Annotated in this window: 14 protein-coding genes; 11 read left to right on the top strand and 3 right to left on the bottom strand. The window is 33.4% G+C overall.

Annotation, left to right across the window (positions count from 1 at the left end):
- Positions 1-414: 414 nt before the first annotated feature.
- Positions 415-807: a TraR/DksA family transcriptional regulator gene (locus tag WOCAOBSORBRA_RS02565; RefSeq protein WP_010963040.1), complete on the bottom strand. Its 393-nt coding sequence runs from the start codon at positions 805-807 to the stop codon at positions 415-417.
- A 106-nt stretch (positions 808-913) separates the two neighbouring features.
- On the opposite strand from WOCAOBSORBRA_RS02565, the gene WOCAOBSORBRA_RS02560 reads away from it, so the two are divergent.
- Positions 914-1,561, top strand: coding sequence for a heme exporter protein CcmB (locus tag WOCAOBSORBRA_RS02560; protein WP_174515856.1), 648 nt, complete (start codon positions 914-916; stop codon positions 1,559-1,561).
- Positions 1,562-2,019: 458 nt separating this feature from the next.
- Here the strand turns inward: WOCAOBSORBRA_RS02560 and trmB are convergent, their stop codons facing one another.
- Positions 2,020-2,685 carry a tRNA (guanosine(46)-N7)-methyltransferase TrmB gene (trmB, locus tag WOCAOBSORBRA_RS02555; RefSeq protein ID WP_012673367.1) on the bottom strand — a complete coding sequence of 222 codons (666 nt, stop codon included), beginning with the start codon at positions 2,683-2,685 and terminating at the stop codon, positions 2,020-2,022.
- 139 nt (positions 2,686-2,824) lie between these two features.
- On the opposite strand from trmB, the gene WOCAOBSORBRA_RS02550 reads away from it, so the two are divergent.
- The 3 genes from WOCAOBSORBRA_RS02550 to WOCAOBSORBRA_RS02540 all read left to right on the top strand — a co-directional run bounded on the left by WOCAOBSORBRA_RS02550 (position 2,825) and on the right by WOCAOBSORBRA_RS02540 (position 5,184).
- Positions 2,825-4,477, top strand: a complete 1,653-nt coding sequence (locus WOCAOBSORBRA_RS02550; RefSeq protein ID WP_012673366.1) for a 30S ribosomal protein S1 — start codon at positions 2,825-2,827, stop codon at positions 4,475-4,477.
- A gap of 29 nt (positions 4,478-4,506) precedes the next feature.
- Complete coding sequence (locus WOCAOBSORBRA_RS02545; RefSeq protein ID WP_010963035.1) at positions 4,507-4,785, top strand: HU family DNA-binding protein; 279 nt, start codon at positions 4,507-4,509, stop codon at positions 4,783-4,785.
- 72 nt (positions 4,786-4,857) lie between these two features.
- A complete protein-coding gene (locus tag WOCAOBSORBRA_RS02540; RefSeq protein ID WP_010082086.1) occupies positions 4,858-5,184 on the top strand; it encodes a cell division protein ZapA in 327 nt (108 codons plus the stop codon).
- Here WOCAOBSORBRA_RS02540 and WOCAOBSORBRA_RS02535 read toward each other — a convergent pair.
- Positions 5,159-5,437 (bottom strand): FAD assembly factor SdhE, encoded by a 279-nt coding sequence (locus WOCAOBSORBRA_RS02535; RefSeq protein ID WP_006279484.1) that lies wholly within the window; start codon positions 5,435-5,437, stop codon positions 5,159-5,161. The two genes, WOCAOBSORBRA_RS02540 and WOCAOBSORBRA_RS02535, sit on opposite strands and share 26 nt — an antisense overlap.
- 99 nt (positions 5,438-5,536) lie before the next feature.
- Between WOCAOBSORBRA_RS02535 and rseP the strand changes: the two genes are divergently transcribed.
- The 7 genes from rseP (at position 5,537) to ffh (ending at position 16,098) form a co-directional block, all read left to right on the top strand.
- Positions 5,537-6,655, top strand: coding sequence for an RIP metalloprotease RseP (gene rseP / locus WOCAOBSORBRA_RS02530; RefSeq protein WP_174515855.1), 1,119 nt, complete (start codon positions 5,537-5,539; stop codon positions 6,653-6,655).
- Between the two features lie 8 nt (positions 6,656-6,663).
- Positions 6,664-9,000, top strand: coding sequence for an outer membrane protein assembly factor BamA (gene bamA, locus WOCAOBSORBRA_RS02525; protein WP_174515854.1), 2,337 nt, complete (start codon positions 6,664-6,666; stop codon positions 8,998-9,000).
- A complete protein-coding gene (locus tag WOCAOBSORBRA_RS02520; RefSeq protein ID WP_174515853.1) occupies positions 9,001-9,552 on the top strand; it encodes an OmpH family outer membrane protein in 552 nt (183 codons plus the stop codon).
- A gap of 4 nt (positions 9,553-9,556) precedes the next feature.
- Positions 9,557-9,988, top strand: coding sequence for a 3-hydroxyacyl-ACP dehydratase FabZ (fabZ, locus tag WOCAOBSORBRA_RS02515; protein WP_006279640.1), 432 nt, complete (start codon positions 9,557-9,559; stop codon positions 9,986-9,988).
- A gap of 45 nt (positions 9,989-10,033) precedes the next feature.
- Positions 10,034-12,907 (top strand): FAD-dependent oxidoreductase, encoded by a 2,874-nt coding sequence (locus WOCAOBSORBRA_RS02510; RefSeq protein WP_174515852.1) that lies wholly within the window; start codon positions 10,034-10,036, stop codon positions 12,905-12,907.
- Positions 12,908-13,210: 303 nt separating this feature from the next.
- On the top strand, positions 13,211-14,770 hold the full coding sequence (locus tag WOCAOBSORBRA_RS02505; protein WP_174515851.1) for a proton-conducting transporter transmembrane domain-containing protein: 1,560 nt from the start codon (positions 13,211-13,213) through the stop codon (positions 14,768-14,770).
- Positions 14,755-16,098: a signal recognition particle protein gene (gene ffh / locus WOCAOBSORBRA_RS02500; RefSeq protein ID WP_151808007.1), complete on the top strand. Its 1,344-nt coding sequence runs from the start codon at positions 14,755-14,757 to the stop codon at positions 16,096-16,098. The genes WOCAOBSORBRA_RS02505 and ffh overlap by 16 nt, the downstream gene beginning before the upstream one ends.
- Positions 16,099-16,353 lie beyond the last annotated feature (255 nt).

Raw genomic sequence — 16,353 nt, 5'->3', positions numbered from 1 at the left:
ATAGAAAATACTGTCGAAAAAGCTTGTTCGTGTAAAACTCAACACAATGGATTTTCTGAAAAGTTTTCGAGTATATTATATTTTTAATTTGTAGAATAAGGTTTTTTCCTTTTTGCATATTTCACCTAAAAAGGACACATTTTAGACTTCTTTGTTGAAATAAAACAGAAACAAAAGTGCTGTCCCTTGCACTCTTTGGATAATTTAATGATAAAAAATTTAGAGAGAAATTTTATACACTATCGCTGATATTTTTCCTTAAGTTGACGCCATTGCCTGAACGGATACAACTTAATTTTTAATCTGCAGGAGTCAAGTTGAGAATGTCCAATTTTCCACTTTCTTTATAGCATAACATACTTCAGCGCCTCTTGCTCCTCTTGAAGTCCAATGGGCTCACCACTTATGTGTAAATTAATCGTTAATGTTGTACACGTTCTTTTCTTTTTCTACTCTCTCTTGCTCTTCAATACAATATATAGCAAGCGGATTAGCTTTAAGTCTTTCGACTCCTATTTCTTCTCCTGTTCCATCGCAGTAACCATAAGTGCCTAATTTTATTTTTTCTAACGCCTCCTTAATTTTTTCTTTTCTATCTTTTCGACGCTTGATTAATTCCTCGTTTCCACTATCTTCATCAGAATAGTATGTATCAATACTATTATCTTCTAGTTCTTGTTTCTCTAACTCAGCGAGTATTGATTGTAACTTTAAGCTGAAGTATTCCAGTTGTTTTACGCTCATATATTCTTCATCTTCTGAAGGAGTGTAATCTTCTGGTGACTTTATTTTTGGTAACTTTTCCATAATTGCATTATCAAAAAAATAATAAAACCTATATAATTTATGAACAAAAAATTATACTACCTCAAAGTAAACACTATAATTTATAATAAACATTTAAAAGCCTAGTATGATCGACTCAGTAAAAAAATTAGTAATAGATGATAAGAACTTTACCTATATAGTATGTATTTTTATCATAATGTTAAGTTTATCTTCATTTACACTTAAAAACAACAATAAACAAGAAGTTATGTTAACATTAACATGGATATGTGCTACATTTGTTTTGCAGATTTCTACAAATAATTTGTTTACATCTGATTATCATGATGGAATATTAGAGCAAATCTTTGTACAGCCACTCTCTTCTAGGCTTATAGTTGCTTATAAAATTTTCGCTCACTGGTTATTATTTGGGTTACCGATTTCAGTAATTTCTTCCATATTCAGCTTTGCAATTCTAGGCAATAGTATTGAACACTCAATAGCAGTTGGAGTGTCTTTATTATTTAATACGCTGATAATCATTAATATTTCAGCTACTGGAAATGCATTGATGATTGGTCGAAACAACTTAGCATCAGGAGTATCGCAAATTCTTGTTTTGCCAATGATAATGCCAACCTTTGTGTATTTTAAAATGCTAACTCAATTTGAAAATTTATCCTTGAATATTTATACACTACTAATCACCATCTTAGTTTTTGTTATTTTGACTGTTAACAGCACCATAACTACTCACATGGCACTAAAATTTGCTGTGGAACAGGATTGAAAAATCTTACTGTTATTCAGTAGACTTCTTGCATAACCTAGAAAAAAGGCAAATAGTTATTATAGATTTAGGTTTATCGACAATTTGAAAAACCTTCATTCCAGCATCCTTCCCTGTCATCCAAGTAGCCCTTCGTTGTCATCCCAGTGTCAAAAACTGGGATAACAGCTAACCTGACAACCGTCATCCCGCTACTTGTTAGCGGCTAAGAGATACCGTGACAGTATGACGGTTCGCGGTGGCATGACGATAAGCCTCATCATCCCGCTACGTGTTAGCGCCGCGGCGGCATGACGAGAAAGGGGCTACTTGGATGATACCTTTTTCCTACTTAGTTTGGGTTATGCAAGAAGTCTATTCCTTCATAAGGAGAAGTAGTTAAAGGAATTTACTCTATTTCTCCCTCTTTTTTTATTATTTTTAATCTATAGTTAACGTAAAAGAGATATGCAAAAACTCTATTGATCCATAGTCTGCAAATTATTAATAACACTTACTTTAAAGAACCTCACTTTACGCTGATCTTTGAGCGCTCTTCTGTGGTATTTTGTAAGAGTATAACTTGTGAAATCGTCTTCCCTATAGATTAAAGAGTTACACTGCTTTATATGTGATGCTATCCACTCTGCATAGTCCTGATGATCGGTTGCAATGAATATTTCCCCTGTTATAAGTATTTTTTTTGCTAATAAATTTAAAAATTCCGTATTAATTAATCGTCTTTTATTGTGACTTCTTTTTGGCCATGGATCTGGAAAGAGAATAAAGAATCTTTCAACACTGTTATCAGGAAAATTTGCAATCAATTCTCTTGCATCTTCTGTCCACATTAAAATATTTTTTATGTTCTGTATTTCTATGTTTGTTAGCAAGCGAGAAACCCCCTTTAAGTAGGGCTCACATCCTATAAATAATAGATCAGGTTCATTGAGCACCTGGTAAAGCATATTTTCACCGTTGCCAAAGCCTATTTCTACCCATATTCTTTTTTGTGAATTTACAATTTTCTCTATAGATTCCTTGCTGTTTTGAATAGAATATTTTTCCAATATTTCATCAACATCAGGTTTTAGCCTGGACCTTCTGGAGAACGATCTAATCCACTTGCTATTCTTAAATAGCATATTCTTGATACATATATAATTTTCTCACTATATTTTATATAGCTTAAACAATTCTCGAAATGAGTTAATGAAAAATTACTTGTCAATAATTGTTAATATTATATAATATATGAGTTCTAATAAAGTTTAAGTTAAAGGTATGAATAATAATAATCCAGTCGTAAATCTACCGGTTACTATCAGAAAGCTATCATCAAACAAATTTATAGAAGAGATATGTCAAGGCCAATTTGAGGATCAAGATAATACCTTGTTTGAAGATTCTTTTGTTAACAAAATTAAAGAAGGAGATGTGGTAGAAGGTGTAATTACAAGAATAAACCCTAACGACGTTGTGGTTGATATTGGTTTAAAATCTGACGGGAGAATTCTGATCAAGGAACTCGGTTGTAATGATGAGGTCATTATTGGCTCGAAAATCAGAGTTTATGTGGAAAGAATTGAAGATTATCATGGTAATGTTGTTCTTAGTCGTGAAAAAGCAATTAGGGACGAAAAATGGAATAAGTTGGAAGAAGATACAGTTACAAGGGCTGAAGTAAGCGGAGTTATTAAACGCTCAATTAAATGTGGCTTTATTGTTGATCTTGGTGACGGAATAAGCGCTTTTTTACCGCTGAGTCATGTGGATTTGAAGCAAGTAAAAGATGCGAAGCACCTTATTGAAACTGAACAAAAGTTCATCGTGCTTAAAATGGATAAGAAGCAGGGCAATATTGTAGTATCAAGAAAGCTGGTGTTAGAAAAATTGCACGCTGGTGAAAAAATTAAATTTTTAGAATCTTTAAATGAAGGCGATATAATAGAAGGGAAAATAAAAAGTATCACTCATTACGGTGTATTTGTCGGTATTCATGAATCAGATGTAGTGGGAGTTATAGATGGATTGTTACATATTACAGATATCTCTTGGAGTAGGGTAAGTCATCCGTCTGCAGTTTTTACTTGTGGTCAGACTATAAAAGTTAAAATTATAAAAATAGATAAGGAAAATGCTAAAATTTCCTTGGGTGTGAAGCAGCTAGAAGATAGCCCTTGGCAAGATGCAGAGTCAAAATATCCAGTTGATAGTGTGCATAAGGGTTATGTAACAAGCATAGAAGATTATGGATTATTTGTTGAGCTTAGACCTGGAATTGAAGGTTTAGTGCACTCGTCAGAAATAACTTGGGTTAAGAGTAATTTACCAGTTAGTAGTCTCGTAACAAGGGGACAAGAAGTATATGTAAAAATTCTCAGTATTGACATTGCTAAGAGTAGGATGAGTTTAAGCATGAAAAGGTGTGTAGACAACCCTTGGCAAGTATTTATCAATAAATATCCTCCTGGTTCTATTGTTTCTGGTGAAGTGAAGAATAATACCGGCTCATATGTATCTGTTGCTTTCGGTGATTCTGAAATAGATGAGAACGTAGAAGGGACAATATATGTGAAAGATTTTAGTTGGTCTAAAAATGGTTCAGATGAGATAAAGAAGTATAATGTAGGTGATAAAATAGAAGCAAAAGTAATAAGGGCTAACGTGAATCGGGCAAGAATTTATCTTGGAATAAAACAAATAGAGTATGATCCTCTTGAAGAACTGATAAAGAAAGTTAAGGTAGGTGATAAAATACAGGTTATTGTAGGTAAGAGAGAAGATAATGGACTAGTCGTTGAAGTTGAGAACGATGTAACCCTTCTAATAGATCAAGAGCATTTACCAGAGAATAAAAAATTCTCTATATCAGAAAAAATAGAAGTTGAAGTATTGGGTGTTGAAGAATATAACATAGCATTATCTGCTAAGTGATAAGGTTTACTTATTTTGGCTTCATATAAATGGCAACAAAGTCTGATATAATAGCGAGGGTAGCAAAAAGACATCCTTTTTTAGATAAGATTGTTATAGCAGCTATAGTTGATAGATTTTTTGGGATACTTTCAAGCACATTGAAACATCATAATAGAGTTGAAATTAGGGGGTTTGGTTCTTTTTCAGTTAGAAGTTATAACTTGAAAGAAACAAGCCATTTAATGTTACAGAAGTTTACAAAGAATCAATACTTTAAAACATATTTTCGTAGCAGTAAAAAATTATCTGATTTGATAAATGAATAAAAATTTATACCATAAATAAGATGAAAGTAGGGGTTTGAGTTTATACTGTACGATAGAAATTTTTAGCACCATATGCAAGTAGTAGAAATAGTTATACGTAATAACACATATAAAATATCTTGCGAAAGTGGGAAGGGGAATCATTTATTACGCCTTGCTAATAGTTTTGACAAGTTAGTTAGTTCTGTATCTCAAAAAACTGGAGGTAAGGGTTCGGATGCATTAAATTTCTTACTTGCAGCACTAATTCTTGAGGATAAAATTTTAGAATTAACAAAGCGATTAGATGAAGTAAATCAAGAGCGCGAAAAGTATAGAAACGAGAAAAGAATAGAATATACTGAGGTACTAGATAAGGTAAATAAGATTATCACTAATCTTGAGTGCATAAAGGATTAGCTTCAATAAAGCAAGCAATTAAATTGACTATCTGACTATTCAAGCCAGGAGGGAGGTTTGTCTTACGAGTTATGTAACAATATAATTCGTAATCATCAAGATCAACTATTTTTTCGTATTCGATTAGTTCGCTTAAGGAAAATTTATCAAGATATTTCAATGCGAAATGCCCTAAAAGTATATCGGTTTCTTTGCAACCCCTATGCCAGCTTCTATATATTAATTTTCTTCTGAGTAGTGAGGTATCTGTCATTACAATTAAACTTTTTTTAATTTAAAAGTTAAACTAAATACTTGTCAAGCGAGGCGCATTTTAATATACTTAACATTTTGTTAAGATCTAAATATACAGGTGGAATTAATTTCTAATCTTATCCATCAATTTAGCGATGGAATATATTATTTTTTATCATTTTCTTTAATAATTTCTGTCATAGTATTCGTGCATGAATATGGGCATTATGTTGTTGCCAAAGCATGCAAAGTTAAAGTTGAATCTTTTTCCATAGGTTTTGGTCCTGAAATTTTTGGTTTTAACGATAAGTCTGGAACTAGATGGAAATTAAGCGCTGTTCCATTGGGTGGTTATGTTAAAATGCTAGGAGATACTAATGCAGCGAGTGTCCCAGCTGATCAACAAGAATTAACGGAAGAAGAAAAATTGTATTCATTTCATACAAAACCGCGTCATAAAAAAGCAGCAGTAGTTTTTGCAGGGCCTTTTGCAAACATGGTATTTGCTGTTATAGCTTTTACAATATTTTTTAGCATAGCAGGTTATTATCGCACTCCACCGGTGATTGAAAATGTAATCGAAGGTAGTGCAGCTAAGCAAGCTGGTTTGTTGCCAGGTGACACTATTACACAAATCAATGAGCATAAAATAAAATACTTTGAAGATATTTCACGTGTGATAATGTCGAATCCTAAAATAAGAATGGAGATTGAGTATAGCAGAAATAATGAGAAGCACAGGACCAGTTTAACTCCATTAATAATCAAGGACAAAGACGTTTTTGGCAACACAATAGAAAGAGAAACTATAGGGATTATTTCAGTCAATACATTAAAGCAGTCGTCTTTTCTTGGGGCTGTGAGCTTATCAGTAAGTGAAACTTACCACACTATGTGCTTAACGATCAAAGCTCTCTTTCACATTATTGTTGGTAAAAGGAGTATCAATGAAATAGGTGGGCCAATAAAAATCGCAAAGTATTCAGGGCAATCAGCTAAAAAGGGGTTCGTTATGGTTGTGTATTTCATGGCAATTATTTCAGCTAATTTAGCTGCAATTAACTTGCTGCCAATACCACTGCTAGATGGTGGGCATTTATTTCATTATATCATAGAAGCGGTTATACGTAGGGATTTAAGCTTGAAATGTCAAAAATATGCAGCTATTTTTGGTGCTTTAGTGTTGTTTTTGCTTATGGCAACTGGAATGTCAAATGATATTAGGGATCTTTTTTGAAATAAAATATGAAAAAGCTATTTTATATACTGGTAGTGGTTTTTATTTCTTTTCCTGCCCTGCTTGTTGCTTTAGGAACTGCGGAAAAAGTGCAGGTGAAAGATGTCAAATGTATTGGTAATGAGAGGGTAAGCAACCAGACAATAGGGTTCTATATAAAACTAAAATCTGGTGATTATATAAACGACGATGATATAGACTCAATTATAAAAGATCTATATAAAACAAAGTTATTTGCTAGTGTTAATGCTTACATAGATGATAAAAAAAATTTAGTAATAAAAATTCAAGAAAATCCACTGATTAACAAGGTAGTGTTAAAAGGCAATAAGTTATTTAACAGCAAAGAGCTGCTAAGTAATGTGATTCAATCAAAGTCGCTAACTATTTTAACTGAAACAAAATTGCAAAACGATTTAGTGAATTTAGTCACTACTTATAGAAATAACGGTAAGATTGGTGTTAAAATTGAATATGACCTGAATAAGCTTGATGGCAATAGGGTCAATCTAATTTTTAAAATAAAAGAAGGCAAAACCTCTAAAATTAAGGATATAAGATTTATAGGCAATAAAAACTTTTCTGAAAATGAGCTAGAGCAAGTTATCAAAAGACATAGTAATGACATATTTAGTAAGTTATTTAGAGCTATTTTTAAAGGCGGAAATCATTATTCACCGCAATATCTATTGATTAACACAGAATTGCTCGATCATTTTTATTCATCTAAAGGATATATTCAAAATAACATTCAACCAATTGTTGAGGTTGATAATAACAATCAAACAGAGTTAACTTTTTTGATTGACGAAGGACAGCAGTATTTATTTGGAAATAATGAGGTTAATATTGAAACTGAAATTCAGGATTTGAGCCTAAAAGAAGAAATATTGGATTTTATAACAGAGGAAAACGATAAGATATTTAATAGAGTTAAAATTAATAATACAGTAGAAAAAATAAACAAATATTTAAATGAGAAAGGATATATATTTGCAAAAGTTAATCCAGAGTATGCACAACGTGACAATGTTGTAGATGTAACCTACAGAGTGCTGCCGGGTAAAAAGATTTATATAAATCAAATTACAATTGATGGTAACGATCGCACTTTAGATAAAGTGATCAGAAGTAAGCTAAGTGTAGCAGAAGGTGATGCGTACAATATATCTGAGATTCAAAAGTCACGTAAAAAACTAATGAGTAGTGATTTTTTTGAAACAGTGAAAGTAAATAGTTATGCAGTTAATGATAATGCAGTAAATCTTGACTTAAGTGTTAAAGAAAAAAACACTACTTCGTTGTATTTGGGAGGAGGTGTGTCTCTTCCTGGTGGAGCATTGATTAAAATTGACCTCAAAGACCGTAATTTATTTGGTACTGGAAAAGAGCTCTCTTTTGCTCTTGAAAAAAGTCAATACGTATTTTCTACTGATTTAGAGTTTGTTGAAAATAATTTTAACGATTCTGATACGTCACTAGGCATGGGTGTATTTTATGAAAAACAAGATAAACCAAACACTACTTTTGATAGTTGCGATATGGGATTTTTTACAAAGTTATCATATAAAGTCACAGAGAACTTAACTAATTCCCTTCGCTATTCTTATAAGTATAATCATATACACATGGATAATAAGGGTGGACAAGACACCGATATCTCTGAAATAATACTGGACCGAAAAGGTAAACATCAGATTTCATCAGTGGGATACACGTTGGCATATAATAAACTGGATAATCTATATGCTCCAAAAGAAGGGTATTTACTGCGCTTAAGTCAGGATATTTCAGGATTGGGAGGAAACGTGAATTTCCTAAAATCTGAATTCTTATCTTTTTATACGCACCCTATATTAAGCAAAATTGACGATGATATAACGCTACGCTTTAAGATGGCAGCAGGTCATATTTTTTCTTATACCGATGAAGATCTAAACATTGGCCAGCACTTTTTTAAAGGGGGTAATGAGATTAGAGGGTTTGACCTTTCTGGCATTGGACCAAGAGCAGAAGACAAAAATAAAAGCTCATTGGGAGGCAAAACTTATTTTAATCTAACACAGCAAGTAGATTTCCCACTACCAAAACTATATGACTATGCTGGTATCAAAGGCTCATTATTTGTTGACTATGCAACACTTTTCGGCTTAGATGATAAAAATAAGAAGTATGAAGGGAAATACTACGATAGCAAGCTTGTGAGAGTGTCACCAGGTTTTGGCTTTTCAATGCTTTCTCCTTTTGGTAGACTTAGATTGGATTTCGGGTTTCCTTTAGTAAAGGAATCTTATGATATAATACCATCACCAAATGTTAAATTTTCTATTGAAGCGGGGATTTGAATGAAATATATACAGTTATTTATATCAGTTATTGCCTTAATTATTTCCTTATTTGTGGGGTATAAGTTTGTAGGATATCAACCTCAGAACACAAAGGCTGCCATTATTGATAGTGACAAAGTCATCAATGAATCTCTTGCTCTGCAAAATATACAACAACAAATAAAGGAGCAGAATTCTAGATTACAACAAGAATTTGAAAATGAGTTAGAAAAACTTAAGCCATCAAAAGAAGAATTTGAACTTTTGTCAGAAGAAGCAAAAAAGGAAAAGACAGAACAGTTTAATAAGCACACTGTAAACGTTAGAGATAATTACGCTAAAAAAATGTTACATTTAGAAGAAAGCTATAGAGACGCAGTAGAGAGTGTCTTTAATAAAATAAAAGAAGTTGCTAAAAGAACGGCAGAAAAAAACAACATAGATTTAGTACTATTTATTTCAAAAAAGAATCAAGTTTTATACTCTATGGACGAAGTTGATTTATCAGATGTGGTACTAAAAAATGTAAACAAGGAAATACCTGAATTTGCTTTACAAAGCATTGAGTAGGATTATGCAATTTAATATCAGTGATATTATAAAAATATTGCCACATTCTTATCCGTTTCTCTTAGTAGATAGAGTTATAGAGTGTGATCCTGGTAAAAGTATAAAAGCAATCAAAAATGTGACTTTCAATGAGCCATTTTTTATTGGCCACTTCCCTGGTCATCCAATAATGCCAGGAGTTTTGATAATTGAATCTCTAGCTCAGGCATCTGCTATATGTGTTCTAGGTAAAGAAACAATAGAAAATAAAGTTGTTTACTTGAGATCAATTGAAAATGCAAAATTCAGAAAGCCAGTTACTCCAGGGGACACATTGATTCTTCAAGCTAACATTCAAAGTGTGTGTTTAGGTGTACACAAATTTAGGTGTATTGCATCTGTTAGCGAAGAAAAAGTTGCAGAAGCAACAATCTCAGCAGTACTGCAAAATAAATAAAATCTTCATCTGTAAGAAACAGCATGTACACTTTATAGTATAGCAATGAAGCTGAATTTCAAAATCTCATTTTCGAATCTATATACTCGCAATGGATTAATAAAATTAGATGAGACATTTTTGAATTATATTAAATCATGTGATGAGAGCTTGTTTTGTTCATTAATTGAAGCAAGAGAAAAAGCAGCTTCTTCTTCGATGTCATCCCAGTGTCACCTCCCATCATCCCAGTGTCACCCTCCGTCATCCCAGTGCTTGACACTGGGATCTAGAAAACAAGAAGGACGGTCAGCTACTTGGATGACAGATAGTCAGTTAATAATAGACCTTTCGTACTTACTTGATGGATTTATTGCAAAACTTTTCAATATTGAAAAAGGAATAGAAGAGCTAAAGAAAAAGCACAACGACTTTGCTGTAATATATAAATGCAAAAGGTTATTTGTCCAACGCTATGCATTGAAGAAATACACTAATGTGGCGAATATAGATATTACTAACAAACTAAGTCATTTTCTCACTTTGCCAACAACAGAAAAAAATTTCGCTGAGCAGGTGATGCATTGGTTTGAAGATAAAGAAAATCACAAAGAGGAAATAGAACTTGCGGCACAATATGCAGTGTGGAGAGTAAAAAATAAACAGAGTATATTATTCAGTATTCATAAAAAAATCGACCACGAAAACCTCATACTATTTTCTAAAAAAGAAGTAGACAAAGTTGAAGTGCTGTATTCAAATGAAGTAAAAAGACGATATGGTTTTGATCTAACAAGCAAAAAGGTGAGTTTGAATAAAGCACTAGATAATGCTCACTACTGCATATTTTGTCATAAGCAAAGTAAGGACAGCTGCTCAAAGGGGCTAATCAATGATGACAACACTTTCAAAAAGTCTCCACTTAGAGTTGAGCTGCATGGCTGCCCACTAGAGCAGAAAATATCAGAAATGAATCTGGTGAAAAGCGAAGGGTACAGCATAGCAAGTCTTGCAATTGTGATGATAGATAACCCATTATGTGCAGCCACTGGGCACAGAATATGCAATGACTGCATGAATTCGTGCATATATCAAAAACAAGAACCCGTAAATGTGCCAGCAATTGAAACAAGGATTCTGGATGATGTGCTCAGTTTACCGTACGGATTTGAAATATATTCTCTGCTCAGCCGTTGGAATCCTTTAAATTTTCAGCGTCCATTGCCAAGAGGAAACACTGGAAAAAATGTTCTAGTTGTAGGCCTTGGTCCTGCTGGTTTTAATTTAGCTCATCATTTGTTGAATGATGGGCATAACGTTATCGCCATTGATGGACTAAAGATTGAACCTTTGATCGATAATTTCCAGCTAATTAAAGATTTCAAACACGAAAAATTGAGTGAACGCATGGCAGATGGGTTTGGTGGGGTGGCAGAATATGGCATTACTTCTCGGTGGGATAAGAATTACTTAAAGATTATTAGATTACTGCTGGAAAGACGTGAGAATTTCGCACTTTATGGAGGCATTCGTTTTGGTGGCACGATTAATGTTGATGATGCTTTCAACTTGGGTTTTGATCACATTGCCCTAGCACTTGGCTCTGGCAAGCCACGAATGATCAAAATAAAGAATATACTAGCTCGTGGAGTACGCATGGCATCTGATTTTCTGATGTCGTTACAACTGACTGGCGCTCTTAAATTTGATTCTATAGCAAATCTGCAAGTTCGTATGCCGATAGTTGTCATAGGTGCGGGGCTTACTGCGATTGACACTGCCACTGAAGCTTTAGCGTATTATCCAATTCAAGTAAAAAAATTTCTTCTTCGTTATGAGATATTAGTTGATAAGTATGGAAAGGACTGTGTTGAAAAAGATTGGACAGAAGAAGAGCACGAAATTGCGAATGGGCTCATATCGCATGCAAAGTTGATCCAAGCAGAGCAAGAATTAGCAAAAAAAGAGAGTAGAGAAATAAAAATATTAGAGTTGATGCAGAGCCTCGGGGGAGTGAAAGTTATATATAGAAAAGAGCTAAAAGATTCACCGAGTTATCGATTAAATAGCGAAGAGGTGCAAAATGCACTGTCAGAAGGAATTTACTTTATTGAAAACTTAGAGCCAGTTGAAGTTGTGACGGATAAATATAACCATGCTGAGTCAATAAAACTGATAGACACAAAATCCGGCGAAATCAAACGTATAAAAGCACGTTCTATTTTTATAGCAGCAGGTACTGAGCCAAATACAGTTATTGCAACAGAAGATAAAAAGCATTTTAAATTAAGTAATGGGTATTTTACTCAATTGAATTCATTGGGAAAAGAAATAGATCCAATATTTTCTCCAAAAATGCAAAATAAAGATAGAATATTAGTGTATAAGCAAGGCAATAAAACAATCAGCTTTTTTGGTGATCTTCACCCTTCGTATAGCGGTAGCGTCGTGAAAGCTATGGCAAGTGCTAAGAACGGCTACCCTATTATTTCCCAGCTTTTGAATAGAGTTAATAGCTTCGTTTCTGTCATTCCAGTGTGTGATGTTGTGGGCCAGAAAAAAAATGCGTGGTCAAGCATTGAAGATCTGGCTAACAAAGAATTCTTCAATAGAATCAAAGAGCAATTCGCTGCAAAAGTCATAAAAGTTCAATATTTAACAGATAAAGTGATAGAAATAGTGATTAAAGCACCACTTGCGGCAAAGAATTTTAAGCCTGGGCAATTCTTTAGATTGCAAAATTTTGAAACCAATAGCAGAAAAACTAACCTTGCTATGGAAGGTATAGCTGTGACTGGCACTGAAGTAGACAAAAAAAAAGGAATTATTTCCACTATTGTGCTGGAAATCGGCGGCTCCACTAATTTATGCAGACACTTAAGAGAAGGCGAGCAAATAATTCTTATGGGTCCAACTGGCAGCCCTACTGAGGTTTACTAAGTCTCAATATTAAAGTGATGCCAAATTTTATTTCAAAAAGTAAATAATTTACTAACGCTCGTGCACAAATTAAAAATAAATTATGCACGAGTGTAGCGTTATGAATTAGGAGTGCTATATTAAAGCTTACCTCACTATTAAAGCTATCGGTCAGATTAGATTAAAAACCTAATCTGACCGGTTTCTCTATAACCCTCTAAACTCTGATATAATTATATGATAATTAGTTTAATTAGTGGTTAATATGCAAATTGATTTTATTCATATATTGAGATAGCATAAACCATATTGGTTTTAATTATTGTGCAACTTTATAAATCGTCACTGTTACTTCTACTGACTGTATTAATAGTTATAGTCCTAAAATTACCTGAAAATTTGAGCATTGCAGTAAATTGGTCTCTCCCAATTCTAGATTTTGATTTATCTTTTCGTACCATACTAATATCTTTTTTATCAGTTGCATTTTTAGCTGTTCTACCAGCACAAAATTTGACTTTTTCAGAGATGCTATCTTTTGCTGCTTACACTATTAGTTCACTTTATGCAGTTTTATCTGAACATATGATATTGGTTATAATATTCTGTGAATTAATGACCATCAGTGCATTTTTTATTATCGCAGCTAGCTGTAGAGATAGTGGACCTGCAATAAGGTACGCTTGTGTACACTTTTTCGTTGGAGTTATATTAATAGCAGGATTGGCACTTCAAAGCACTAACCTGATAATTTTGGGTTTATTGATAAACTGCGCTTGTTTTCCTTTTTCATTTTGGGTTGTTGATGCATATCCTGCTGCATCGCTACATGGCACCACATATCTCTCTTTATTTACCACTAAAGTCTCTTTTTTAGTGATGCTTTTACACACTTATAACCTATGGCAAGATTGTACTGAAATATTAGCGCTTGTAGGCGCCATCACTGCAATTTACAGCATTATATTTGCTTCTCTTGAGCAAAATATTCGCAGATTTTTATGCTATAACGTTGTAGGACAAATGGGCTTGCTGATTATTGCAGGAAGTTTGCTCAGTCCTTCGGAAAAAGCAATACCAATTTTGATACTGCATATAATCTTCTCTCTTGTTTATCAATCATTATTGTTTGTGGTCAGTAATTCGATTATTTCACAAACAAAAACAATTAGTTTTAATGGAGTGGGTAAACTGATGTCAGTGGAAGGCATGTGTGCTATAATCGCAATACTTACAATGGCTGCATTTCCTGGAACCGTTGGATTTATCAGTAAATCATATATCACAGCTGAAATTGAAATGAACACTGTTGCCTTAAAAGGGTATAAAAATTTATATAAGCTTCTAAATTTGCTGCTTTATTTAAGCGTGGGGCTAAAGTTTCTTTATTACCTATTTATTGCAAAAAGTAAGTCAAAACCTTTAGCAGAGAGAGGAGGCAAAATGACTATGATTATTTTAGCATTTATATGCGTAATCGCTGGCAATCCTTACTTACCTATTTACAATAAACCTTCGATTTTCGATTTTGTGTACAACACAAAAAATATTTTGTCGCAATTTAATTTGTTACTATGTACCACTTTATTGTTTATTCCTTTACGCAAGTTATTTTACCCGAGAGTAAATTTTAAAATGGATGTTGATTGGATTTTTAGAACTTTCATATCCTATATTGTCTTGTTGTTCAATCAGTTAGTCTCTAAAACTAGAGAAATGTTTGCCAGCGTAGTGCAAAACTTGACTAATCCACTTACTGGTTTATACTTTAATAATATTACTAAACTTAAAGAAGTGCTGGGTTATAACTCAGTGAGTTTTGTTTCAGCTTCTTCTCTCTTTTTAATGAGTATTCTACTAATGCTATTATGTTTAAATCGTTAACTGAAAGTTTAAATTCTGTATTTAGTAAACTGAGAGGAAAGTCAATCATTTCTGAAGATGATTTTAATCTTGCCATGCGTGAAATACGCATAGCCTTAATTGAAGCTGACGTTTCACTTGAAGTTGCAAAAAAATTCATCAACGACATTAAAGATAAAGTGATTGGGGAAAAAGTCATAAAAAGTGTTTCTCCAGCACAAATGATAATTAAAATTGTACAGGATAATTTAGTTGCAGTTCTCGGATCAGAGAAAAGTGACTTAAATCTAGCAGTTAAACCCCCTGCTGTGATTATGATGGTGGGCTTACAAGGTGCAGGTAAAACAACTACCTCAGGAAAGCTTGCTTTAAAACTAAAAAAGCAAAAGAAAAAAGTGATGCTTGCCTCTTTAGACATTTATAGGCCTGCTGCCCAGAAACAACTTGAAGTGCTAGGTAAACAAATAGATGTGCAAACTTTACCTGTAGTAATAGATGAGAAGCCCATTACAATTACAAAAAGGGCACTGGCAGCAGCAAAGAACGATAATTATGATGTATTAATACTAGACACTGCAGGCAGGCTTCATATTGACAATAATATGATGAATGAGTTGAAAGCCGTAAAGGAAATAGCTTCACCTGCAGAAGTTATTTTAGTAGCCGACGCAATGATAGGCCAGGATGCGGTCAACATTGCCAAATCATTCAATGAGGTAATAGGTGTAACCGGCATTATTCTTACCCGTGTTGATGGTGATGCACGTGGTGGTGCTGCTCTTTCTATGAAAATGATCGCCGATTGTCCAATTAAATTTATTGCTTGTGGTGAAAAATTAAGTGACCTCGATGATTTTTATCCAGATAGAATTGCAAAAAGAATACTTAGCATGGGTGATGTTGTCTCATTGGTTGAAAAAGCTGCTGAGATTGTTGGTCAGGAAGAAATTGATAAGTTACAAAAGAAAGTGAAAAAAGGTAAATTCGACCTAAACGACCTAGTGGGAATGTTAAAAACTCTGAGTAAAATGGATGGCATTAGCAACATAATGAAATTCATTCCTAGTTCATTTACAAAAAAGCTAAGTAGCAGTGTGCCAGATGACAATAAAGTGAAAAAATATATAGCCATCATAAACTCAATGACTGAAAAAGAAAGGCAAAATCCAGATATTTTAAATGGCAAAAGAAGACTTAGAATTTCTAAGGGGTCCGGAACAACTGTAACTGACATTAATCTTCTAATTAAGCAGTATAATCAAATGAGCTCTATGGTAAATAAGTTCAGTAAAGTTGACCATAGTAAACTCAAAGAATCTGATTTGATGGATATGCTAAGCAGAAAGTAAGTGACCTTACCTTTAGCTATATCAAAAGCCGGCTTAGGTCTCGCAAAAAAATTTACAGCTTCTTGCTAGCCAAGAAATTTATTATTAATTTTAAGAAATACTATAGCTGACCCAAGCAACACGTCATACCGCCGCGGTATCTCTTAGCCGCTAACACGTAGCGGGATGACGGTTGTTGTTTAGCTATAAATATTAAGAAATTTACCAAATGAAAAAAAAGGCAAAAGAAGCCCTGGGGTTATTATCCGCTTTAAA

This window comes from Wolbachia endosymbiont of Cardiocondyla obscurior, from assembly GCF_902713635.1.
GTDB classification, from domain to species: Bacteria; Pseudomonadota; Alphaproteobacteria; order Rickettsiales; family Anaplasmataceae; genus Wolbachia; species Wolbachia pipientis.
The sequence above is the reverse complement of the archived record's forward strand: the minus strand, read 5'-3'. Positions and strand labels throughout refer to the sequence as shown.

Coding starts and splice junctions, on each gene's coding strand:
- WOCAOBSORBRA_RS02565 (WP_010963040.1), bottom strand. CDS start 807: ATGGAAAAGTTACCAAAAATAAAGTCACCAGAAGATTACACTCCTTCA.
- WOCAOBSORBRA_RS02560 (WP_174515856.1), top strand. CDS start 914: ATGATCGACTCAGTAAAAAAATTAGTAATAGATGATAAGAACTTTACC.
- trmB (WP_012673367.1), bottom strand. CDS start 2,685: ATGCTATTTAAGAATAGCAAGTGGATTAGATCGTTCTCCAGAAGGTCC.
- WOCAOBSORBRA_RS02550 (WP_012673366.1), top strand. CDS start 2,825: ATGAATAATAATAATCCAGTCGTAAATCTACCGGTTACTATCAGAAAG.
- WOCAOBSORBRA_RS02545 (WP_010963035.1), top strand. CDS start 4,507: ATGGCAACAAAGTCTGATATAATAGCGAGGGTAGCAAAAAGACATCCT.
- WOCAOBSORBRA_RS02540 (WP_010082086.1), top strand. CDS start 4,858: ATGCAAGTAGTAGAAATAGTTATACGTAATAACACATATAAAATATCT.
- WOCAOBSORBRA_RS02535 (WP_006279484.1), bottom strand. CDS start 5,437: ATGACAGATACCTCACTACTCAGAAGAAAATTAATATATAGAAGCTGG.
- bamA (WP_174515854.1), top strand. CDS start 6,664: ATGAAAAAGCTATTTTATATACTGGTAGTGGTTTTTATTTCTTTTCCT.
- WOCAOBSORBRA_RS02520 (WP_174515853.1), top strand. CDS start 9,001: ATGAAATATATACAGTTATTTATATCAGTTATTGCCTTAATTATTTCC.
- fabZ (WP_006279640.1), top strand. CDS start 9,557: ATGCAATTTAATATCAGTGATATTATAAAAATATTGCCACATTCTTAT.
- WOCAOBSORBRA_RS02510 (WP_174515852.1), top strand. CDS start 10,034: ATGAAGCTGAATTTCAAAATCTCATTTTCGAATCTATATACTCGCAAT.
- ffh (WP_151808007.1), top strand. CDS start 14,755: ATGTTTAAATCGTTAACTGAAAGTTTAAATTCTGTATTTAGTAAACTG.